The following is a 21,142-nucleotide window of genomic DNA, read 5'->3' as shown; positions in this document are numbered from 1 at the left end:
GCCTTTCTCATGCCACGGGTTTACGCAGGGGGAGGGATTGGGTGATGGCGTGGGGCATCACGGCGAGCCAGAGCAGCTCCAGTCCGTCGCTCCCGCTGGTGATGCGGGCTTCCGCCCCGGCGGGCACGAGCACCAGGTCTCCCGTCACGAGGGGTTGACCCGAGAGTTCGGAGCCCGGCGCCAGGAGCCGCCCCACTCCGGCGATGACGAACCAGGCGCTCTCGGTGCCCTCACGGCCTCGGAGCGCGAACTCGGTGCCCGGAGCCAGCCGCACGTAGTCCAAGGCCTCGCACTCCGAATGCAACATCCCGCGCCGGGCCAGACAGCGCCAATGGATCTCCTCGCCCCGCTCGCGTGTGTGCGAGGTCTTGTCGATGGTGGAGAGGATCATCGCGCTCCACCTCCCGGCACATCGAGGATCGCCTGGAAGTACTCCAGCCCGTCCGTGCCGGCGGTGACGGTCATCCCGGTCCCCAGGGGCAGCGTGATGGAGACGCCATACTTCAAGGGGACGCTCGCCCCTCCCGAGGAGCTCTCCCCGGAGCCACGCAGCGTGAACAGGGTGTGCTCCACGCCCTCCGCGGACAGTTCCGCCCGCTGTCCGGGCTCCAACCGCACCAGACGGATGCAGCGCAGCGGTCCGGTGAAGACGGGACGTGGATCGATTTCAGGGGTCTGTCTCAGGTTGAGCACCACGGCGTTCGTCACGTCGCTTCCTCCAGAAGGGGTTGGATTCGTGTGGGCCGAGCCGCGAAACACCTCCGCGGTGGCCGGGCTCAGCAGCTCGATCACGAGCCAGCCCAGGCCCTCGTCGCCGACGTTGCGCAGGCCATGCTTCGTCCCGAGGCCCGTCAGGATGAGGTGGCCCGGGCCCACCGGGTACGGCTTGCCGTCGAGCGTCATCTCTCCGCGGCCCGAGAGGATGAAGTAGACCTCCTCGGTGCGCGTGTGCACGTGCTCCCCGCTGATTCCACCCGGGGGGATCCACGCCCACTCCACCGCCTCCCACGAGCCGAACAACCCGGCCCGTCGCGCCAGACACTTCCACTGGGAGAGCCCCGTGGTGCCGTGCACGCCGTACACCACGGAGGGCTCCTGCAGATCTCCGATGATCAGTCCCTCACGCATGAGCGGCCTCCAGCAGGGGCGAGGAGCCGCCATCCAGCTCCCGCAGGGTGGCGAGCGCCGCGCGCAGCTCGGACGGCCGCACGTCATTGACGAAGCACGCCGCGCCGATGCCCATGGCCAGCGGCAGCCGCTGGAGCCCGTCGCGGTGACGGACCGTGTCGGCCAGGGCTTCCTCCAGCACCGCCGGCTCGCAGATGCGGTGATACACCGGCAGCTCCAGCTTGCGCATGAGCGCGAAGATGCGATCGCGCTCCTCCACGCTGATCAGCCCGCGCTGCACGGAGAGGATCGTGGTCAGCGCCATGTCGATGTTCACCGCCTCGCCGTGCAGCAACTCCGGCAGGGCCAGCATCTCGACCGTGGGGCTGAACGTATGGCCATAGTCGACCACCCGCTCCAGCTTGTGCTCCCACAGGTTGAACTCCAGCTCCTCGATCATCCCCGTGATGGCCCGCTCGATGACCTGCGCCGCGGCCTGAGCGCTCTCGGGCGTATGGCCCTGCATCCGCTCGTCGATGAGCGTGGTGCCGTGACGATCGAGCAGCTCGAACAGGGTGCGATCCTTGATCAGGGCGATCTTGAGGATCTCCGCGAGGCCGTTGACGAGGTGCCGGGTGTCCAGCGTGCGCAGGAAGCCGCGATCCAGCAGCGTGTCCTTCGCGGGGAAGTACGTCCCGAGCCGGTTCTTGTGCGCGGCATGGTTGACCCCCGTCTTCGCGCCTACCCCGGCATCCACGAGGCCGATGAGCGTGGTGGGCACGCGCACGTACGGCGTGCTGCGACGGTAGAGACTCGCGGCGAGCCCGACGATGTCCATGAGCACCCCGCCGCCCATGGCGATGATGGGCTCGTGACGACGCGAGAGGCCAAACGCGTTGATGGCCTCCACCACGGTGAAGACGGCGTCCATCGTCTTGAGCGTCTCGGAGATGGGCAGCGCGAGGATCTGATACTTCACCCCATGGTGCTGGAGGTAGTGGCGAAGTTGCACGCCATAGAGGTGGTCCACGGCGGCATCGATCACGATGAGCCTGCGGATGGTGTCGGACCGCCGGGTCGCGCCCGCCTCCAGCAGCGCCCGGTTGTCCAGGTCGAGCAGGCCATCCACCATCCGCACCTGATAGTGGACGGGCAGGGCCGTGCTGACGATCCAGTTGCGTGACATGTCTCGATTCAAGTTCCGACTCCTCTTGCTGTGTTTTTGTTTTCCTGGTGGAGGGCGCGGGCCTCGGATGTGATGTCAGCCGTTGCGCGCCGAGAGGATGAAGCGCGAGGCCTGCTCCCCAATCATGATGGTGGGGGCATTGGTGGGGGCGGAGGTGATCTCCGGCATGATCGACGCGTCCGCCACGCGCAGGCCCTCGAGGCCATGGACACGCAGCCGCGGGTCCACCACCGCGCGCTCGTCCACGCCCATGCGGCAGGTGCTGGTGGGGTGGAAGAAGCAGGTGGTCGCCTTGCGAATCCACTCCACCATCCCGGCGCGGCCGAGTGGTCCGGGCATGAGCTCGCGCTTGCGGAAGCGGTCGAAGGCGCGCGAAGCGCCCAGCTCCCGGGACAGCTCGACGGCGACCCGCAGGGCCTCGACGTCCGCCTCGTGGCCCAGGTAGTTCATGTCGAGGATGGGCGGAGCGGAGGGGTTGGCGGAGGCCAGCCGCATGCGGCCCCGGGAGGCGGGACGAACCAGGCCGGGGACGATGGAGTAGCCGTTGTCGGGCAGGGGGCCCAGTTCGTCGGTGACGACGGGGAACTGGTGGAGGATGGGTTGGATGTCGGGGCGGGAGAGCCCCGGCTGGGAGCGCCACCACAGGGTCGCCTCGGCGCCATTGCCCCGAGGCGGTGGCAAGGGAATGCGGCTCTCGTAATTGACGCCCGCCACCAGGATGTGGTCCTGCAGTTCCTGGCCCACACCCGGCAGGTCGTGCACCACGGGGATGCCCAGGAGGCGGAGCTCGTCCGCCGGCCCCACCCCGGACTGCATCAGCATCTTCGGGGAGTTGATGGCGCCGGCCGACAGCACCACCTCGCGCACGGCGCGCACCCGGCGCACCTGGCCTCCATGACGAAACTCCACGCCCGTACACCGGCGGCCCTCGAAGATCAGCCGTGTCACCTCGGCGTGGGTGAGCACCGTCAGGTTGGGCCGGCGCATGGCCGGGAAGAGCAGTGCCTGGGCCACGCTGAAGCGCTCGCCGTCGGCGACGCTCAGGTCGAAGAAGCCCGCGCCCTCCATCCGCGCGCCGTTGTAGTCACGCGTCGTCGGGAGGCCCGCCAGCTGGGCGGCTTCCATGAAGGCCCGGGCGAGCGGATGCGGATCGACCGTGCGGAAGATGCGCAGCGGGCCGCCCACGCCCCGGTACTCGTCCTCGCCACCGGAGTAGTCTTCCAGGTCCTTGAAGACGCGGCGGACCGTCTCGTCATCCCAGCCGGGATTGCCCTGGGCGGCCCAGCCGTCGAAGTCCAGACGGTGGCCCCGCGCCCAGACACTGGCGTTGTTGCTGGCGCAGCCTCCCAGCATCTTGCCCCGAGGACAGGGGACGACCCGGTCCGCGGCGTGTTGCTGGGGCACCGTCTGGTAGCGCCAATCCAGCTCGGTGCCGAACAGGTGCCGCCACCGCGACGGGATGAACACGTCCGGATGGGTGCCGGGGCCCCCGGCCTCGAGCACCAGCACCTGATTCGCCGGGTCCTCGGAGAGCCGGGCGGCCAGCACACAGCCAGCCGAGCCCGCGCCAATGACGATGAAGTCGTGGGCCTCGCGGGGCTGCTCGCGCAGCCGACGCTGGTTCTCACAGGCGGCCAGGGCGTCGTCGGCCAGTCCCGCTGCCCGCGCCTCCGTGACGCCTGCCTCCTTGGCGGCGCGCAGAAAGCCCTCCCGGTCCAGCTCGCCACTGCGCACCTGGTGAACGAGCAGCCCGAGGCCGCCCTTGCCGTCTTGATCCATGGTCTCTCCCGTGAGGAATGGGTCCCTCAGAGGAGGAGTGCGCGCCTGGCCGTTGTGAACGGTGAGCCGCGCCAACCGCATCACATGCGCCACGGCTCCGCTTCAACCGTCAGTCCAAAACAAGATGCATGGGGCGGAGTGCTTCACGGTCCGCTCGCCAAGGACGGGGGCGCTCTACGCGTGGGAGCTGGAGCGCGGGCGCGAGAACTGGCGGGTGCCCGTGCGCGGTGATCGGGCGTTCAGCCTGATCGGTGTCTAGGGAGCGCCGGGCCTCGGGGGAACGGCAAGCCCGTGCTGGAGCCTGTAGGCGACTGGTACGAGGTAGGCGAGTGCGTGCCACGTGAAGGCGGTCCACTCCGCCCGGGGAGAGAGACTGTCCTCGAGGAAGCGTTGCCAGCGCTGGCGCGCTTGCAGGACGCGGCTGGCACCCAGGTGCTGCTCGACCTCCTCGATACTCGGCAGCAGGGCATCAATGACGTGTCCCTGTGCCCGTCCGGCCAGCTCTTCGAGCTTCAGGATTTCGATCGTCGCCTCGCCCTTCTCGGTGAGACCGAAGGGAGACCAGATCCATTCACGCCGGTGGAGGTGTGTGAACCCGGGTCGCCACGTGATGTGGTCGAGCGGGTCTTCGCTCCCCGCCGGATCGAGCAGCAAGGCCTGCTCGCCAGACACATCGACGATGGGCGAGGGCAGTGGGCGCGGCAGAGGCGCGGTGGGAACGGCCGCGGGGACTGTCGTGGGACGCAGCGGGAAGTAGTTCGCCTTGTGGGCTCTGTCGTTGCACCGTGCGCACGAGAACAGCAGGTTGGACCACGTCCAGGTGAGCCACCAATAGTGGCCCTGGTCGACGTGCTTCATCGTCGCTTTCGGCAGATGCCTCCAGGCGCCGTCCTTCGGACGGTAGTGCTCGACCGGCGCGCTACTGAAATCCGTGTGGCGCTCGCACCAGGCGCACTTCTCGTGTTGAGCGAGGAACAGCGCCTGCTTCGTCTTCTCCGTGCCATATCCGGTCAACTTCTTCGTGAGGGCCTTCGACAGAGCGCCGCGCCGGTTGAAGACCTTCGCGGCGGCTCTCAGCCGCTTCGGCGCCGCGATCTTGAGGCCCCTGGGTTCCGCGCCCCGGTCGATGCGGATCATCGAGTGGTCCCCCAATTCGTCTTGAGCTCTTCGAAGGCTTTCTTTCCCTCGGCTGCTCCGAGGCGCTGGGTGAACTCCTTGCGAACATCGTCACGCAATCGCTTCAACTCCCTCTGTTGCTCCGCCGACGGGGCTGGATGTGCCGAGAGGATCTGGAGACGCCGCAGTTTTTCCCCGATCGGATTGGGCGTGGTGCCCTCGAGCCCGAACCAGGTCCTGTACAGCTCTCCACCCGTCATGATGCGTGGATCGGGCTGGAGCTCGGTGTCCTGGATGCCGGGGTGGAACCGCCCATCTTCACGCGACCAGCCACCCTGGACGATGTCGCCGGTCTCCTCGTCGACGACGAGCCGGACGACCTCGTGTGGAGCCAGCGACGAGAGCACGACGGGCGAGTGTGTGGTCGCGACGAACTGCATGTTGGGAAACACGCGGCGCAGAGCGGGGATGAAGCTGGCCTGCCAGGTCGGGTGCAGGTAGAGGTCAATCTCGTCGATCAGGACGAGACCTTCCATGTCGGTCGTGTCGAGTTCGGTCTTCGATTCGAGCAGCACATGGCCGATGAGGTCGGCGATCCACGCGAAGGTCGACTGGTAGCCATGGGAGAGCGCTACCCCCGCGACCGCGACCGGAGCCTGGCCCCTGGCCATCACCTGGTAGAAGCGGTCGCTCTCGATGAGCGAGGTGCTCGACCGGGCGCCTCCCTTCCCCCGCAGTTCGAGACGCGCGAGGCTGGGGAACAGATCTGCACCTCCGAGCTGGACCGCCTGATTCAGCATGCGACTGAATTGGCGTGATGTCTCTCCGAGCCTGCGGCCCTCTTTCTGGTCCTTCTGCAAGAAGTGGTTCGCGAAGCCGGTCGACACGAGCTGTATCTGCCGGAACAAGGGCTCCAGTCGCTCGATGGAAGGACGCGCCAGGGTGGGGATCTCAAGCGCATTGGGGAGCGCGCGCGAGATGCCGTAGCCCGCGACGAACCAGAGAGGCGTATTCATGGCGCGGGCCTCCGCGAGCGGGTCGGGATGCTGCTCCTTCTGCTTCAAGGGCTTGCTGCCGTAGAAGGAAGAGGCATCGAGCGAGGTCGAGCCGGCCTCGAGACTGACCCGGGAGCGGAGGAGCGGCTCCCGCGGCTTGTGTCCGCTCGTGGGTGGCAGATGCGGGTGGATCGCCTTGCCACCCCCAAGCGACATGGGGCCAAACGAGAACGTCGCGTCGATGGACATGCGACTCTCGTCGCGCCGGTCGGACATGTGCTTGACGGTTGAACCCGCAAGCCCGCTCACCTCCTTGTATCCTGCCGCCGCCAGGGCGATGGCCTGGAGGAGCGTCGTCTTCGCCGTTCCGTTCTCTCCGATCAGCACCGTCCACATGCGCGGCTGGTCACGGTGCGTGAAGTCGAGCTCGAAGCTCCTGAGCCGCTTCAGGTGCTCGACCTTGAGGTGGCGGATGTACATGGGTGGAAGGTCACACGTGGGGATGCCTGCCGCAAGAAGCTGGTGGAGGAATACGGGCTGACGGAGTCGCCTGGAGATGCGGCCCTCCGCGCAACGTGTCGTGACGGGGAGGGCGCGGCACGGCGAACGACTAGGGCCCCAGGGTCGATGTCCTCCGCGAGTCCACGTCCTCCTGCATGCGCTTCATCCTCCCAAGAAACATCAGCACGTCTTGAGGGACGGATGGGACTTCCTGGGGGACGGGTGGGAGCGACCTGAGGGCCTCGAGCACGCGACCGAACCAGAGATTGGTTTCGGGCTTTGCCCCCTCCTTGAGAGGCCTGCACCCCTGAATCAGGCACCCCTGGATGAAGAGGCCCTGGCATTGCCACTGGTAGGCTTCGACTTCGGCCTTGAGCCCCTCCTTCACGGTCTTCCCCACGAAGGTGAAGACCTGGGCGAGCACGCCCACGGTTACAAGGGCCTCCGGCGTCAACTCCTTCCCGGCCAGGGTGTGGAAGGCGTGCTGGAGACACGCGACATAGGCCTGGGCGCTCTCCTCGGGAGGTAAAGCGAACAGCGGCGCCCAGGGGTGCGAGGGGCTATCCCGGGGGAGGAGAACCCACTGATGGAGCAGTTCCTTCGCCACGGCAAATTCGGAGAAACCCTGCCCCTTGAAGAAGTGCTCGATTCGGGCCGAGACGGTCTCCACCGCGGCAACATCTCTCAGAAGCTCCACCCACTTCCCCATGGGCGTGGCGATGACGTGCTTCCAGCTCTCGTCAGGGATCTTCTCCAGCATGGCTCCGCGCAGCGTCGGCCCCAGCGGGGACTCCCCTCCGGCGGTGAACAACTGGTACAGCAGGTCCTCGCGCACCTCCTCAGCGAGGCTCTCCGTCCGCTCCAGCAAGGACCCCTGCGCCACCGTTATCAGCTTCAGCAGGGACATGAAGAGTCGCCCCAGCTCGTCCTTGCCGACCACGTCCGCCAGCGGTTTCACCACGAGGGACAACTGCCGCGCCTTGCGCAGGTCGTCACTCACCTCGGAGAGGTCCATGCCCTTCTTCTGGGCGATCACCCGGGCGATGTCATCCACCCGGTGCTCTGGGATGATTGCCGCGTCCTTCAGCCACTGGTCCACCGCCTCCTTGGTCACGTCCAACGCTTCGGCGAGCGCCATGCGGGTGATGCCCGCCGACTTGAGCGCCTCACGCAGCGCGTGCGACAGGAGCAGGCGGTGAGCTTCCACCTGCTGGCGATCGACCAGGTCAGGGGGATAGCACATCGTGGTGTGGTTCAGCCGGAGCATTCCGGAGATGCGCATGGCCAGCTCCACGACAACCAGCCGCAGCGCGACCGTGGTCGTGAACGCGGTGGGCTCGGCCGGCAGCGCGTGTTGGAGCCGCCGGCAGAGATTGTCCCACCAGACCGCGAGATTCAGCAGGAGGCCGAGGAGGGCCTCGGACTCCTGCGCCAGCGTGCGGGTGTCACCCTCTGCGTGGAGGCTCGCGTCTATCTTGCGGACGAAGCTCTCCACCATCTCCTCCACGATGGCGCGGCGGGTGCTGCCCTTGATGTGCTCGCCCTGACAGAACTTGCGCCAGGTGCGGTCCTGGGCGCTGCGCGTGGGTTGCCAGTCACAGAGGCGCGCCAGCGCGCCGAGAATCTCGCTGCTCCTGGGAAGGAGCCCCTGCCGGAATTTGCGCTTCATGGTCCTCCTTCCCCGGGCTGTACCTCTGAAAGCTCGGGTGTTATCGACCCGAGCATCCTGAGACGTCCCAGGCCTCAGCGCAGCGAAGCGGTTCTGGCAAGCCGCCATTCCCCCGTTTTCACGAGGCATCCAGGTCGAGGTGAAGGCGCTCTCGGCGAAGGATACGCCGGATGGAACTCAGGACGGTACGGGAGACTTCGGCGCCAGGGTGGGAGATGACCACCGTCAGCGCAGCCCCCCGGGGCGTGGTCCACTTCTGGTGGGAGCCCCCGCGCAGGGGGGTGGCGCGGCACCCCAGGCGTGCGAGCGCCTTCATCAACTCACGGATTTTCGGACGATAGGACATGGAGCACCTCCATCGGCCGAGGCTTCAGCCGAGGGGCTCCTTGTCCGCGTTTCATGCGCTCGAATCAGCGCAGCGAAAGTGGCAGCCGCGAGGCGCGGGCGTGCCACTTCCGCTTCGTTGCGGCTGTATTCACGGGTTGCTTCTGAGCCGGGCCACAGCAGGCACGCCCAGCGCGAACGTCCCGCGCTCCAGCTGGAGACGGGACGAGCAGACGTGGTGGACGGGAGCCGTCGTCAGGCGATACCGGCATCGGCGAGTGTCCGCAGGAGCGATTCACGGGAGAGCCGCGCGATCTCCGCGGGCGACCGACCGTCGTTCGTCGAAGAGAAGACCTCCGGGTTGACCTGCCTCAGCGCGTCCTTCTCGGCGAGGATCCGCAAGAGCTCGACCAGCGGGAACTCGCCCTCGCCCGGCCAGTCGCGCGCGAAGCAGTTGGTCTCCAACGTCACGCCGGGCGGCAATGACAGTGGGCCGTCGTTGAGCTGGACGACGTGGATGCGCTCACCGGGAACCTCGCGAAGCATCTCGGGCGTCGAGCCGCCGCGGACATAGTGAAGCGTGTCGAAGACGATGCCCGCGTTGGCATCCCCGGAGTCGGCGACGATCGACCAGGCGTCACGGACCGTTCGCACACCCCACATGGGTATATTCTCCATATCGAGGATGACACCGCTCTCCGCACCACGTCGGGCCGCGGCGGCGAAGTGCTCGACCACCTCGTCGTGGGTATACACGCCCGCGGCGAAGGTGGCGTTCAGGCTCGCATAACGGATCCGCAGTGCCTCGCAGATCTCGAAGAACTGCGAGGCCGGGATGTCGAAGTCCCGCACGTACTGCACATCCATGTTCGTGGGCAGCCACAGCGGGTTCCAGTTGCTGAGCGGGTCGAGCCGGGTGATCTCGACGCCGGCGTCGGCGGCCATCTCGAGCATCTCCTCCGCCGTCCGGCGCTCGAGTTCGGCTCGCGCCTGGTGGGGGTGCATCGACAGCTGGCCGAAGCCGGCAAGACGAGTGGCCTCCAGCTGCTCGGCGTACGACAGGTGTCGCACGTTGGCGAAAGGCATCATCAGGGCACCATGGATCCGGGGACCCGGCGAAGTCGTCTCAGCCATTCCTGTTCCTCCCGGCATCGCTCCCCGCTCGTTTGATCGCTTGCCGCTGGAGTTTGGGAACAGCTGGCTCTCACAGGCAGCCAGGGATTCGTCGGCCAGGATGGCCGCCCGCTCCTCCGTGACGCCTGCCTCCTTGGCGGCGCGGAGAAAGCCCTCCCGGTCCAGCTCGCCGCCGCGCACCTGATGAACGAGCAGCCCGAGGCCGCCCTTGCCGTCATGCTCCATGGTCTCTCCCGTGGGGAATGGGTCCCGCATGGGAGGAGTGCGCGCCTGAGCGTTGTGAACGGTGAGCCGCGCCGAGGCATCACATGCGTCACGGCTCCGCTCCAACCGTCAGTCCAAACAAGGATTCAGCTCAGGAGCGGACGGATGCACTCAGCGATGGAAGCATGGAACGAAACCGCGGCGGGCGGCGAGCAAGTCAGGGACATCCCCGAGCCGTGCACGGTGATCCTCTTCGGCGCGTCCGGAGATCTGGCGGGACGCAAGCTCATCCCCTCGCTCTTCCGGCTCTTCCAGGAGGGACACCTGCCCGTGGAGTTCACCGTCGTCGGCGTCTCGCTGTCCCCGATGGGACACGAGGAGTTCCGCGCGGGGATGCGGCTCGCGGCCGCGCGGGCGCTCGGAGCCGACCGGGTGGACGAGGCGGCGTGGAACCTGTTCGCCCGGGGGTTGTATTACATGACGTTGGATGTCTCCTCCGCCCAGGACTATGCGCGGCTGGGCGAGTTGCTCGGCCAGGTGGAAGTAGAGCGGCGGACGCGGAGCAACCGCCTCTTCTATCTCGCGGTGTCACCCACCCTCTTCGGTGAGGTGGTGGAGCGGCTGGGAGCCTCGGGCCTGTCCAGGCCCCACGCGAGCGGCTGGTCCCGCATCGTCGTCGAGAAGCCCTTCGGCACGGATCTCTCCAGTGCGCGGCGGCTCAACACCCGGATGCACCGGTACTTCGACGAGGAGCGCATCTACCGGATGGATCACTACCTCGGGAAGGAGATGGTGCAGAACCTGCTGGTGCTCCGGTTCGCCAACGGCATCTTCGAGCCCCTCTGGAGCCGTCAATACATCGACCACGTCCAGGTGACGTGCGCCGAGCCGTTGGGCGTCGAGGGACGGGGCGGGTACTACGAGCACGCGGGTGTGGTGCGGGACATGATCCAGAACCATGTCTTCCAGGTGCTCTCCCTCATCGCCATGGAGCCGCCCGCGAGCCTCGAGCCCGAAGCGGTGCGCGACGCGAAGGTCCAGGTGTTGGAGACGGCGCGGCCCTTCACCCCCGAGCGCATCCGCGCCGAGTGCGTGCGCGGGCAATACGGACCGGGCCTCATCACCGGCACTCCCGTCTGTGGATACCGTCAGGAACCCGGTGTCTCGCCTACGTCCGGCGTGGAGACCTACGCGATGCTCACCATGCGCTTCGACAGCCCGCGCTGGGCCGGCGTGCCCTTCTACGTGCGCTCCGGCAAGCGGCTGAAGGAGCGCGCCACCGAGGTGGTGGTGCAGTTCAAGGAAGGCCAGGGAAACCTCTTCGGCACGGAGCAGCGCGAGGGGATGTCCGCCAATCAGTTGCTCATCCGGATCCAACCGAACGAGAGCGTCACCCTGCGCGTGGCGATGAAAGCTCCCGGGCGCGAGGTGCGCGTGCGCGACATGGACATGAGCTACGTCTACGCCTCCCCCCAGGAGGGACCACCGCCCGAGGCCTATGAGCGGCTGCTGTTGGACAGCATGCTGGGGGTCTCCACGCTCTACACGCGGGAGGACATGGTCGAGCGGGCCTGGGAGCTGGTCATGCCCGTGCTGGACGCCTGGTCCACGGAGGGCGCCGAACCGAACTACGCCGCGGGGAGCTGGGGCCCGGAGGCGGCCAGGCGTCTGCTCGAGAGCCATGGGCGCACCTGGAACGAGCGGTGAGGCGGTCTCCGAGGGGGGGTGAATCACAGCTTCCGCCTTCACACTCAGCCATCCAACCTTGGAGGCACACAACATGAAAAAGAGTTGGAGTGGACTGGTCATCGCCTGCGCCCTGGCCTTGGCAATTACTGGAGTGTGCGCGGAAGCAAAGGAAGCCAGACACGGAGGGAGTGGCGGCTCCAAGCATGAGAACACGCAGCTCCTGAAGAGCTTCCCGGCCATGAACGACCCCAGCATCCGCGGCATCACGGAGTTGGTGGAGTTGCGCGGGGCGACCTTCTTCGGCCGGAGCCCCGATACCGGGGGTCCATCCCTCTGGAAGAGCAATGGCACCGCCAAGGGCACCGTGCTGGTCAAGCAGTTCCCCGCGGTGGCCGGCGCCAGCATCGGCGAGTTGACCGTCGCGGGCGGGCGTCTCTTCTTCGTGGCGGATGACGGAGAGCACGGCGCCGAGCCCTGGATCAGCGATGGCACCTCCCAGGGCACTCGCATGCTCGCGGATCTCACCCCGGGACCCGGCTCCTCGTCCCTGCAAGAACTGGTCGCCGTGCGCAACACCCTGTTCTTCTTGCGGACGTATCCAGGGACCCCGATCCATGAGGAGTTGTGGAAGAGCGATGGCAGCGCGACCGGGACCGTGCGCGTCAAGGATCTCGGTACGGTGGCGAGCGGGGGGATCGCCATCGGGCTGACCGCCTCCGGCGACACCCTCTTCTTCAGCGGGTTGGATCCGGAACACGGCCGCGAGCCCTGGAAGAGCGATGGAACCGAGGCGGGGACCACGCTCATCAAGGACATCAACCCGGGTCCCGCCAACTCCTTCCCCAACTTCCCCGTCTCCATCGCGGAAGGAGTGAACTACTTCGCCGCCACCGATCCCGTCTACGGACGTGAGCTGTGGAGGTCCGACTCCACGGAGAGCGGCACGGTGCTCGTGGAGGACATCGCTCCCGGTCCCGATAGTTCCCGGCCGCGACCCTTCAGCGTCTTCAAGGGGCAGCTCTACTTCACCTCGAGCGAATCGCCCGATGGGGCCTTGAGGTTGCGCAAGATCCAGCCAGGCCAGGCCCATTCGGAGCACATCACCGACATCCCCAACCCCTTCGGCCCCGGAGCGCCCGCGCCGCAGGAGCCCCTCGTCACCAACGCCGCGGAGGCGGACGGCCAGCTCTTCATGACCGTCTACTTCCCAGGCCTCACGAGCCCCACCCCTCGGGACGCCCAGCTCTGGTGCACCAACGGCACCTCGAGAGGGACACGGCTGCTCCACAAGCCGCTGTTCATCTCGGACCGCTACCGGCCGCCCAATCTCATCCCCATGGGTGACCGCGTCCTCTTCACCGGCTCCAGTCCGGAGGCGGGCGATGAACCGTGGGTGACCGATGGCACCGTGCGAGGCACGCGTGTGCTGCAGGACCTGCTGCCCGGGTCCAACAGCTCGGCGCCCCTGGTCCTGACGCGCTCGGCCGGGGAAGTCTTCTTCGTGGCCCAGGGCGCCGACCGCGGCGAACAGCTCTGGAAGCTCCCGCGCCACAAGCATCACCAGGCCCGCCGGGGCACGCGCTGAACCCTCCGCGCCCTGCTCCACCCAACCTGGAGACGAACACGAACGAGGCGGGCCTCCGGGCCCGCCTGGAGAGACGGCACATGATGAAGCAGGAGTATCGAACCGCGCTCATCGCGGGAGCCCCGAGCCAGCTCGCACGCGAACTGGCGCTCTGGCTCGGCGAGAAGGGAGTGCGCGTCTACGTCGCGGCGCGCGACCCGGAGGAGCTGGAGCCCTACCTCGCGCGGGCCCGGGACTCCGGCGCCCAGCTCATCCCCGTGGAGCTGGACACCACCCGCGTGGAGTCCGCACGGGAGCGCATCCTCGCCCTCGACGAGGAGTGTGGCGGGCTGGATCTGGTGGTCGCCGCGGGCATGTACGAGGAGACGAGCGCCCGGAACTTCCCCTGGGAGAGCGCGCACCACCTCCTCCAGATCAATGTCACGGGCACGGTGGCGCTCCTGTCGGCGGTGCTGCCACGCATGTTGAAGCGTGGCCGTGGGCACCTGGTGGGCATCTCCAGCCTCGCCGCGTACCGGGGCCTGGCCAGGCGCTCGGCCTACTCGGGCTCCAAGGCGTTCATCTCCAATTTCATGGAGAGCCTTCGCGCGGAGCTGTGGAACACCCCGCTGCGCATCACCTGCGTCTACCCCGGCCACCTGCGCAACCACCACGCGGTGCGAGCCCATCCCGAGCCCTTCGCCCTGGAGGAGAAGGACGCGGCGGCACGCATGGGACGCGCCATCCTCCAGGGCAAGGCCCGGTGCGCCCTGCCCTGGCAGCCCGCCCTCGTCATGCGCTTGATGCAAGTGATTCCCGGAGCCCTCTTCGACAGGCTCGCCCGCCACATGCGTTGACACATGGCACCGTCACACCTGTGCGCTGGCTCGTCTGTCTGTTCATCATGAACACAGACACCAAGGGTCCTCGCATCACCGCGCGCTCGTTCTTCCGGGAGCTGCGCACGTACGGGTACACCCCCGACCAGATCATCCGGATCATCAACGAGTTGCTCGATCTGGTCACCCACTGCGTCCAGAAGGGGCAGCGCCCCAACACCCTCGTGGACACCTCGGGGGAGGAGCGGCTCTTCCCTCGAAACGCACGCTGAGAACCGCTCATTCCACCAGCGTCATCACAACAGAAACCACGGCAATCCATCCACATGTCACCGCCCAGGCGTGGACAGGGATTTCGCCTCGAAACTCCTTCCTTTCACAGAACGAGCCTCCCATGAACAACAACACGTCCACCCGCGATCTTCATCCCACGTTCCTCGGCCTGAGCTCGGCGTTCCCGAAGAACGCCTATCTCCAGAAGGATCTCTACGAGACGTTCGGCAAGCAGATGTACGGGGAGATCGCCGCGCTCGAGCGCATCATCCGCCGGGTCCGCGTGAAGCGCCGCCACCTGGCCCTGGACCCGAACGAGATGCTCAAGCGCAAGGTCGGGCTCGGCGAGCGCATGGCCATCTTCGAGCGGGAAGTGCAGGAAGTGGGCGGCCGCTCGCTGGAGGCGGTGCTGCACAAGGTGGATCGCGAGACCATTGGCAGCTTCGTCATGGCCAGCAGCACCGGCTACATCGCACCCACGCCGGACCTGCTCCTGGCGAGGAATCACCACCTGCCCTCCCGGCTGCGACGCACCTTCGTGGGCAACATGGCCTGCAACGGAGGGATGAACGCGCTCAACGTCGCCCTGGACAGCCTCATGGCCCGCCCGAACGAGCGCGTGCTCCTCAACTGTACCGAGTTCAGCTCGCTCCACGTCCGCCCCGAGGAGTCGAACCGCGAGCAGCTCGTCATCCACGCGCTCTTCGCCGATGCCAGTGCCTCCACGGTGATGGGCATGGAGCCGCCGGGTGTGGGGCCCCAGGTGCTGGACTTCACCTCCACGCACCTCTACGACGCGGTCGACCTGATGACGTGGCGCCTGGTGGACGAGGGCTTCCGGATGACGCTCTCGCCCGAAGTGCCCGGTCTCATCCGCGAGCACGTCGACTCGCTCATCGGAACCCTCACCGCGAGGGCCGGCCTGAGCACGGGTGACATCAAGCACTGGGCCATCCACCCGGGTGGTCCGAAGATCGTGGAGGTGCTCGGCCAGAAATACGGACTGAGCGACTCCCAGCTCCGCTCCACCTGGCACATCCTCGAGGAGTACGGCAACTGCGCCTCGGCCACCGTCTACCTCGTTCTGGAGGACATGATCGCCCAGGACAAGCCGCAGCCGGGTGAGTATGGCGTGATGCTCGCCTTCGGCCCCGGGCTGACGATGGAAGGGGCGCTGCTGCGCTTCTGAGCACACCAGCCTCGGAAATGGCTGGGCCTCTCCAGACCGCCAGCGCCAGCTCAAGGCACTCGACGGACAAGGGCAGGTGCTGCTGGGCTCGGTGCCCCACCATCAACCTGCCCCAGGAGGGTCACGGCACCTCCTCGACCCTCTTCGTTACCGACCCCTGTCGCCTTTGTCAGCAGGGAGCGGGCATGGGCGAGGGAGCTGGCGGAGAGGTGGGAGAGCGGCTCGGTCGCCAGGGCTCGCTCCAGCGCCGCGCGGGCCGCGGCGGGCGCATGGAGCGCGAACTGGCACTCCGCCACGCCCACCAGTGGTCCGAAGAGTTCCGGGTGGTGCGCGGGCACCCGCCTCTCCTCCAGGGCCAGCGCCCGCTGGTAGTACCGCAACGCCTGGCGGTGCTGGCCGCCCTTGAGGTACCAGTCGGCCAGATCCTCCACCACGGTGGAGAGCGCCCAGACATCATCGACCTCGCTCTTCTCCGCCAGGGCCAGTGCCCTCTGGAGATAGGGCAGCGACTCCGCGCGCTTGCCCTGCGCGAGCAACACCTCGCCGATGCCGCTCAGGGGATTGATGAGCTGATAGGGCACCTGCTGCTTGGCGGCCTCCGCGATCCGCAGTGCCCGCTGGTAGTGCGCTAGCGCCTCGCCCAGGCGGCCTGAGGCATGGAGGGCCCCCGCGGCATCCACCAGGCTGGCGGCCACATCCGTGTGCTCGGGACCGAGGATTTCACGGCGGATCTCCAGGGCACGCTCGTAGGCGGACAGACACCGTGCGTGGTCGTGCAGGTGGCAGTAGCTCGCGCCCAGGGTGGCATACGTCATGGCCACATCGAGCGTCTTGCGCTGCGAGCCCACCTCGCGTGCCTCCAGGGCCCGTTGGAGGTAGTCCACGGCGGCCTGGTCGTCGGCGGTCTTCTGTGCGAGGATTCCCAGGTTGTGCAACGCATTGCCCGTCTCCAGGTGATGCGGTCCCAGCGTCTTCGCGTAGAGTTGCTGCGCGTGCGACAGCGCCTCACGAGCCTCGGGTAACCGTGCGGCCTTGGTGAGCGCCGCCCCGAGGTTGTTGTAGGCCGCCGCCACCTCCGGGTGCTCGGTCGAGTAGACCTGCTGGCGCAGCACCACCACCTGGCGGAAGTTCTCCAACGCCTCGGCCGTCTTGTCCTCGCGCATGGAGATGGCACCCAGGGCGTTGGTCACCATGGCCTCGATACGCGCGTCCCCGCCCATGCGCTCCAGGACGGCACGAGCGTGCTCGGCCCACTCGCGGCCCTGCTCGAAGTGCGACTGGAGCATCGCCGAGCGCACCAGCCGGGCCAAGGCCGAGGCCAGCACCTCGTCATGGCGGCCCGCCTCCGCGGCCCACACCGCCTGATGGAGCGAGGACTCCGAGGACTCCAGGTCCCCCACCTTCTCTTCCAGGGCGCCGCGCAGCTCGAGCACTTCGGCCTGCAGGGGGCGATAGCGCATGGCCAGGGCCTCGTCAGCCACCTTCCGCGTACGCGCCAGGGCCGGGTCGAACTGGCCGCTGTCGAAGAGGGCCCGGGCCTCGGCGAGCTGTGCCCGGAGCCGCTCCACCTTGTGATGGGTGGCCGCGTCCTCCGGTGGCCGGATGGTGGAGCGCAGCATCTGCACATTGGCGCAACTATCGAGGGGCGGCAGTGCATGGGCGGCCTTGGCCGCCTGATCCACCAAGGAGGCATCGGCATGGGCGTAGAGGTCGGTGAGGGCGCGCAGCGATTGCAGCCGCCGATCCAGACACTCCATACGCAGGGAAAGCACCTCATCGGATTGCTCACCGCGCACGCGCGTGGCCTCGCACGCCTCGACATGCATGGCCATCCAGTCGCGCGTGTAGGTGTCCAACACTGCCGAGGTACGGGCCCAGGACTCGTCCGCGTTGGGCTTGCCGGTAGCATGGAAGACCTGGCCGAGGGCCTCCTTGCGAACGCCTTCCCACAACCCCGCCAGACGGCGGGCACCGCCACGACACAAGGGCTCGGTGGGCAGGGGGCGAAGCAAGGACGGCAGGACGACCAGCAAGGCCAGCATCGCCGCCATGGCCCCCGTGCGCAGCCATACCCAATGCTTTTGGGGAGAGTCCTCCAGCGCCGCGATCAGTTCCGACATGGAGGCCGGGCGCTGCTGAGGATCGGCCTTCAACCCCCACAAGATCGTGCGAGTCACCCACTCCGGCACATTGGATTGAGCAGGAGGTTGCTTGATCTGCCCCTCGAGTTGGGCACGGGTGAGTTCGGCGATGTTGGTGGCGTCGAAGGGCAACTGCCCGTAGAGAGACTGGTAGAGGGCCACGCAGAAGGAGAACAGATCGCTCCGAGAGTCGGCGGCCTTGCCCAACAGCTGCTCGGGAGCCATGTACGCGGGAGTGCCCATCAGCGTGCCTGGTACGGTGAGCCCACTGGACCAGACATCCGCCGCCCCGTGGGTGGGGTTCGCCTGCCTCGGGTCGAGTGAAGACTCCGCTCGCGCCAGCCCGAAGTCCGTCACCCGCACCCGCCCATCCTTGCCCACCAGGACGTTGTGCGGCTTGAAGTCGCGGTGGACGATCCCCGACGCGTGCGCCGCGGCAAGCCCCCGGCCAGCGGCCAGATAGGCCATCAAAATCTCATGCCACGTGCGAGGCTGCCGTTCACCCCATTGCAGCAGCGTCTGCCCCTCCACCATCTCCATGGCGATGAAGAGTGAGCCCTCCGGAAGGTTGACCGCGTCGTAGATGGCCACCACGTTGGGGTGGTTGAGCCGTGCCATGGCCTGGGCCTCGCGCACCATGCGGGCCTCGAGCTGAGGCACGCTGGGCACCGACCCGTGACGCACCAACTTGAGGGCCACACGCCGATCCAACCGCGAGTCATAAGCGGCGAGTACCACCCCCATCCCACCCTGTCCGAGCAGTTCCAAGACGGTGTAGCGTCCCGCCAGCGGGGGACCTCCCGGCGACAAGGAGAGCCCGGGATGCGCGACTTGTTCCACGCCGGGCCGCGGCGCACCAGGTTGTCCGCACGTGAGGGTCCTCTCCAAGAACTGGGCGTCGGGGGAAGCCTTCTGATCCACGTCATCCACGTGCGCGCGTCCGGTCACGACGACCTCCTGGAGGACAGCCTTTCACGACGGGAACGTCCGGTGCGCTATCACCAGGACTGTTCTTTTCTTGAAAGACTATTCACCCCCCTGCCGCCAGGAAGTGATCCCATTCACACTGGACCCGTGAGGCAGATCACAACCCGTGCCCGGGCGATGTCAGGCGGCCTCGCGCGTCCTCGCCGCCGCGAGCTGGGGCTGTCCGGCCGTGGCGGGCTTCGCCGCGCGAGCGAACTCCATCGTGCCATCGTCGACCCTGCCGAAGCGCAGCGTGAGCAGATCGAGCGCGTAGTTCTGATAAAGCCTCCACGGCCGCCTCGAGCCCTGCTTCGGCATCAGCCCGAGCGCCCGCTGGACGTAGCCCGACGAGAAGTCCAGGAAGGGCTCCTCCTCGACCGAGGCGTCGCGGCGCGGCGTGCAGTGCGTGTAGCCATGCCGCCGCATGTGATTGAGCAGCCGGCAGACATACTCGAAGGTGAGGTCCACCTTCAGCGTCCACGACGCGTTGGTGTAGCCGAACGCGAAGGCCAGGTTGGGCACGTCGCTGAACATCATGCCCTTGTAGGTGAGGCTCTTCGACAAGTCACGCCGCTCGCCGTCGAAGCTGAACTCGATGTCGCTGAGCAGTTGCAGCTTGAGACCCGTGGCGGTCACGACGACATCCGCCTCGAGCTGCTGGCCGGAGCGCAGTGAAAGGCCCTTCTCGGTGAACGTCTCGATGTGATCAGTGACGACCGAGGCGCTGCCCTGCTTGAGCGCGTTGAACAGGTCCGCGTCCGGGACGAGGCAGATGCGCTGATCCCACGGATCGTAGCGCGGCGTGAAATGGGTCGCGACGTCGTAGTCGGGGCCCAATTGCTCGCGCACCAGAGCGATGAGGTTCTTCTTGGCCCACTGGGGCCACTTACGCACCAGCCTGAAGGAGAACAGACCGCCGAGCACGTTCCTCCAGCGCGTGAGCGCATAGGCGAGCTTCACCGGCAAGCGGCGGCGCAATGCGTTGGCGAGACGGTCCTCGGCCGGGCGCGAGACGACATACGTCGGCGAGCGCTGCAGCATGGTGACGTGCGCGGCCTTCTTCGCCATCTCCGGCACGAGGGTGACGGCCGTCGCGCCACTGCCAATCACCACGACGCGCTTGTTCTCGTAGTCCAACGACTCCGGCCAGAACTGCGGATGGACGATGCGGCCCTGGAAGCGCTCCTCCCCGGGGAAGTCGGGCCGATAGCCCTCGGCGTAGTCGTAGTAGCCGCTGCACATGAGCAGGAAGTCACAGGTGTAGCGCACGAGTTCCTTGCCAGGCCCACGCTCGGCCTCCACCGTCCAGCGCGCCTCCTTCGAGGACCATGAGGCCCGCTTGACGTGGTGCCGGAAGCGGATGTGCCGCTCAATCCCATGCTCGCGCGCCGTCTCCCGCACGTAGCGCAGGATGGACGGCCCGTCGGCGATCGCCTTCGCCTCGACCCACGGCCGGAACGCGTAGCCCAGCGTGTGCATGTCCGAGTCCGAGCGGATGCCGGGATAGCGGAACAAATCCCACGTCCCGCCGATCGCCTCGCGCCCCTCGAGGATCACATATCGCTTGTCCGGGCACCTGGTCTGTAAGTGATAGGCCGCGCCGATACCGGACAACCCGGCCCCGACGATGAGCACGTCGTGGTGCTCCACCGGAGCGTCCGCCCTCGCGGCCAGGCCGCCCGACGTGTGTTCGTTCAGGTCCGCGCGGCCAACCATGAGAACTCCCTGCTCGAAAGAAGTGACACCGCTCATTGTCAATTTGTATCTGACAACGAGTCATGTCAATAGATGGACCCATGCCCCCCAGCATGGCGGATCAACGACTCTATCGCGGCTCCTCCGCCGAGGAGCGCAGGGCGCAGCGGCGCGAACAGTTCATCGAAGCGGCCATCCACGTCTATGGCGCACAGGGGTATCGCCACGCGACGGTGAAGGCCGTCTGTGAGGCGGCCGGGCTGACCGAGCGCTACTTCTACGAGTCGTTCTCCAACAGCGAGGAGTTGCTCGTCGCCTCGTTCCAGGCCGTGAAGGACTTCCTCTTCGGGGAGTTGGAGAAGGCGAGTGCCGGGAGCTCGGGAGAAGCCCTCGAGCGCACCCGCGCGATGCTCCAGGCCTATTACGAGCTGCTCCAGGGCAATCCCCAATCGGCGCGGGTCTTCCTCGTGGAGATCTCGGGAGTGAGCCCCGCGGTGGACCGGGCCCTCGTCGCCGCCCTCGAGGCCTTTGGAGCGCTGATCACCCGGACGCTCACGCCGCGGGAAGGAGGCGGCGCGGCGGACGATCCCCTGCTGCGCGCGGGCGTGGTCGGAGGCGTGCTCCACATCGCCTTGAGCTGGATTTCGAGCGGCTACACGCGGCCGATTCACGAGGTCGTCGGCGCCGCCCTGCGCTTGTGCCTCGTACTCAACCCTGGAGCCGTGAAGCCAGGGCGTGGGAGTGGCGTTTAAAATACCCTGGAGAGCCGCA

The 21,142-nt window shown here is 67.3% G+C and carries 17 protein-coding genes and 1 pseudogene; 7 read left to right on the top strand and 11 right to left on the bottom strand.

Annotated elements, in window-relative coordinates:
- Positions 1 to 7: 7 nt before the first annotated feature.
- The 4 genes from D187_RS28170 to D187_RS28155 form a co-directional block, all read right to left on the bottom strand.
- Positions 8 to 391 (bottom strand): cupin domain-containing protein, encoded by a 384-nt coding sequence (locus D187_RS28170; protein ID WP_002625454.1) that lies wholly within the window; start codon positions 389 to 391, stop codon positions 8 to 10.
- Positions 388 to 1,128: a cupin domain-containing protein gene (locus tag D187_RS51705; protein ID WP_002625453.1), complete on the bottom strand. Its 741-nt coding sequence runs from the start codon at positions 1,126 to 1,128 to the stop codon at positions 388 to 390. Before D187_RS51705 ends, D187_RS28170 begins: the two co-directional genes overlap by 4 nt.
- Entirely contained in the window at positions 1,121 to 2,305 is a 1,185-nt protein-coding gene (locus D187_RS28160) for a sedoheptulose 7-phosphate cyclase (RefSeq protein WP_002625452.1), read from the bottom strand. Before D187_RS28160 ends, D187_RS51705 begins: the two co-directional genes overlap by 8 nt.
- A gap of 63 nt (positions 2,306 to 2,368) precedes the next feature.
- The gene (locus tag D187_RS28155) at positions 2,369 to 4,072 is read right to left on the bottom strand and encodes a GMC family oxidoreductase (protein WP_043431781.1); all 1,704 of its coding nucleotides are present in this window, start codon (positions 4,070 to 4,072) and stop codon (positions 2,369 to 2,371) included.
- 136 nt (positions 4,073 to 4,208) lie between these two features.
- Between D187_RS28155 and D187_RS58215 the strand changes: the two are divergent.
- A pseudogene (locus D187_RS58215) lies at positions 4,209 to 4,301 on the top strand (LysR family transcriptional regulator); the annotation flags it as partial.
- A gap of 26 nt (positions 4,302 to 4,327) precedes the next feature.
- Here the strand turns inward: D187_RS58215 and D187_RS28150 are convergent.
- The 5 genes from D187_RS28150 to D187_RS28130 all read right to left on the bottom strand — a co-directional run bounded on the left by D187_RS28150 (position 4,328) and on the right by D187_RS28130 (position 10,036).
- The gene (locus tag D187_RS28150) at positions 4,328 to 5,209 is read right to left on the bottom strand and encodes an HNH endonuclease (RefSeq protein WP_002625449.1); all 882 of its coding nucleotides are present in this window, start codon (positions 5,207 to 5,209) and stop codon (positions 4,328 to 4,330) included.
- Positions 5,206 to 6,663: an AAA family ATPase gene (locus D187_RS28145; RefSeq protein ID WP_002625448.1), complete on the bottom strand. Its 1,458-nt coding sequence runs from the start codon at positions 6,661 to 6,663 to the stop codon at positions 5,206 to 5,208. Before D187_RS28145 ends, D187_RS28150 begins: the two co-directional genes overlap by 4 nt.
- Positions 6,664 to 6,793: 130 nt before the next feature.
- On the bottom strand, positions 6,794 to 8,353 hold the full coding sequence (locus tag D187_RS28140) for a helix-turn-helix domain-containing protein (RefSeq protein ID WP_002625447.1): 1,560 nt from the start codon (positions 8,351 to 8,353) through the stop codon (positions 6,794 to 6,796).
- Between the two features lie 118 nt (positions 8,354 to 8,471).
- Positions 8,472 to 8,699, bottom strand: coding sequence for a type II toxin-antitoxin system HicA family toxin (locus tag D187_RS28135; protein WP_002625446.1), 228 nt, complete (start codon positions 8,697 to 8,699; stop codon positions 8,472 to 8,474).
- A 233-nt stretch (positions 8,700 to 8,932) separates the two neighbouring features.
- Entirely contained in the window at positions 8,933 to 10,036 is a 1,104-nt protein-coding gene (locus D187_RS28130) for a sugar phosphate isomerase/epimerase family protein (protein WP_002625445.1), read from the bottom strand.
- 144 nt (positions 10,037 to 10,180) lie between these two features.
- On the opposite strand from D187_RS28130, the gene zwf reads away from it, so the two are divergent.
- From zwf to D187_RS28105, 5 genes are all read left to right on the top strand, one after another.
- On the top strand, positions 10,181 to 11,722 hold the full coding sequence (zwf, locus tag D187_RS28125) for a glucose-6-phosphate dehydrogenase (protein ID WP_020918335.1): 1,542 nt from the start codon (positions 10,181 to 10,183) through the stop codon (positions 11,720 to 11,722).
- Positions 11,723 to 11,942: 220 nt separating this feature from the next.
- Positions 11,943 to 13,289, top strand: coding sequence for an ELWxxDGT repeat protein (locus D187_RS28120; RefSeq protein ID WP_051256576.1), 1,347 nt, complete (start codon positions 11,943 to 11,945; stop codon positions 13,287 to 13,289).
- Positions 13,290 to 13,369: 80 nt separating this feature from the next.
- On the top strand, positions 13,370 to 14,125 hold the full coding sequence (locus tag D187_RS28115; protein WP_002625442.1) for an SDR family NAD(P)-dependent oxidoreductase: 756 nt from the start codon (positions 13,370 to 13,372) through the stop codon (positions 14,123 to 14,125).
- A 47-nt stretch (positions 14,126 to 14,172) separates the two neighbouring features.
- Positions 14,173 to 14,379 carry a hypothetical protein gene (locus D187_RS28110; protein WP_043431778.1) on the top strand — a complete coding sequence of 69 codons (207 nt, stop codon included), beginning with the start codon at positions 14,173 to 14,175 and terminating at the stop codon, positions 14,377 to 14,379.
- A gap of 122 nt (positions 14,380 to 14,501) precedes the next feature.
- Entirely contained in the window at positions 14,502 to 15,569 is a 1,068-nt protein-coding gene (locus D187_RS28105) for a type III polyketide synthase (protein ID WP_002625440.1), read from the top strand.
- A gap of 50 nt (positions 15,570 to 15,619) precedes the next feature.
- Here the strand turns inward: D187_RS28105 and D187_RS28100 are convergent, their stop codons facing one another.
- Both D187_RS28100 and D187_RS28095 read right to left on the bottom strand, forming a co-directional pair.
- Complete coding sequence (locus D187_RS28100; protein ID WP_002625439.1) at positions 15,620 to 18,658, bottom strand: serine/threonine-protein kinase; 3,039 nt, start codon at positions 18,656 to 18,658, stop codon at positions 15,620 to 15,622.
- Between the two features lie 159 nt (positions 18,659 to 18,817).
- The gene (locus D187_RS28095) at positions 18,818 to 20,392 is read right to left on the bottom strand and encodes a flavin-containing monooxygenase (protein ID WP_002625438.1); all 1,575 of its coding nucleotides are present in this window, start codon (positions 20,390 to 20,392) and stop codon (positions 18,818 to 18,820) included.
- Between the two features lie 80 nt (positions 20,393 to 20,472).
- On the opposite strand from D187_RS28095, the gene D187_RS28090 reads away from it, so the two are divergent.
- On the top strand, positions 20,473 to 21,123 hold the full coding sequence (locus D187_RS28090) for a TetR/AcrR family transcriptional regulator (RefSeq protein WP_043431733.1): 651 nt from the start codon (positions 20,473 to 20,475) through the stop codon (positions 21,121 to 21,123).
- Positions 21,124 to 21,142: the final 19 nt, after the last annotated feature.

Origin of the sequence: Cystobacter fuscus DSM 2262 (assembly GCF_000335475.2) — a bacterium.
Classification (GTDB): domain Bacteria; phylum Myxococcota; class Myxococcia; order Myxococcales; family Myxococcaceae; genus Cystobacter; species Cystobacter fuscus.
Note: the sequence above shows the minus strand (reverse complement) of the source record. Positions and strands in the feature narration are given on the sequence as shown.

Coding starts and splice junctions, on each gene's coding strand:
- D187_RS28105 (WP_002625440.1), top strand. CDS start 14,502: ATGAACAACAACACGTCCACCCGCGATCTTCATCCCACGTTCCTCGGC.
- D187_RS28120 (WP_051256576.1), top strand. CDS start 11,943: ATGAACGACCCCAGCATCCGCGGCATCACGGAGTTGGTGGAGTTGCGC.
- D187_RS28090 (WP_043431733.1), top strand. CDS start 20,473: ATGCCCCCCAGCATGGCGGATCAACGACTCTATCGCGGCTCCTCCGCC.
- D187_RS28150 (WP_002625449.1), bottom strand. CDS start 5,209: ATGATCCGCATCGACCGGGGCGCGGAACCCAGGGGCCTCAAGATCGCG.
- D187_RS28110 (WP_043431778.1), top strand. CDS start 14,173: ATGAACACAGACACCAAGGGTCCTCGCATCACCGCGCGCTCGTTCTTC.
- zwf (WP_020918335.1), top strand. CDS start 10,181: ATGCACTCAGCGATGGAAGCATGGAACGAAACCGCGGCGGGCGGCGAG.
- D187_RS28130 (WP_002625445.1), bottom strand. CDS start 10,036: ATGGAGCATGACGGCAAGGGCGGCCTCGGGCTGCTCGTTCATCAGGTG.
- D187_RS51705 (WP_002625453.1), bottom strand. CDS start 1,128: ATGCGTGAGGGACTGATCATCGGAGATCTGCAGGAGCCCTCCGTGGTG.
- D187_RS28135 (WP_002625446.1), bottom strand. CDS start 8,699: ATGTCCTATCGTCCGAAAATCCGTGAGTTGATGAAGGCGCTCGCACGC.
- D187_RS28155 (WP_043431781.1), bottom strand. CDS start 4,072: ATGGATCAAGACGGCAAGGGCGGCCTCGGGCTGCTCGTTCACCAGGTG.
- D187_RS28095 (WP_002625438.1), bottom strand. CDS start 20,392: ATGGTTGGCCGCGCGGACCTGAACGAACACACGTCGGGCGGCCTGGCC.
- D187_RS28115 (WP_002625442.1), top strand. CDS start 13,370: ATGATGAAGCAGGAGTATCGAACCGCGCTCATCGCGGGAGCCCCGAGC.
- D187_RS28140 (WP_002625447.1), bottom strand. CDS start 8,353: ATGAAGCGCAAATTCCGGCAGGGGCTCCTTCCCAGGAGCAGCGAGATT.
- D187_RS28170 (WP_002625454.1), bottom strand. CDS start 391: ATGATCCTCTCCACCATCGACAAGACCTCGCACACACGCGAGCGGGGC.
- D187_RS28145 (WP_002625448.1), bottom strand. CDS start 6,663: ATGTACATCCGCCACCTCAAGGTCGAGCACCTGAAGCGGCTCAGGAGC.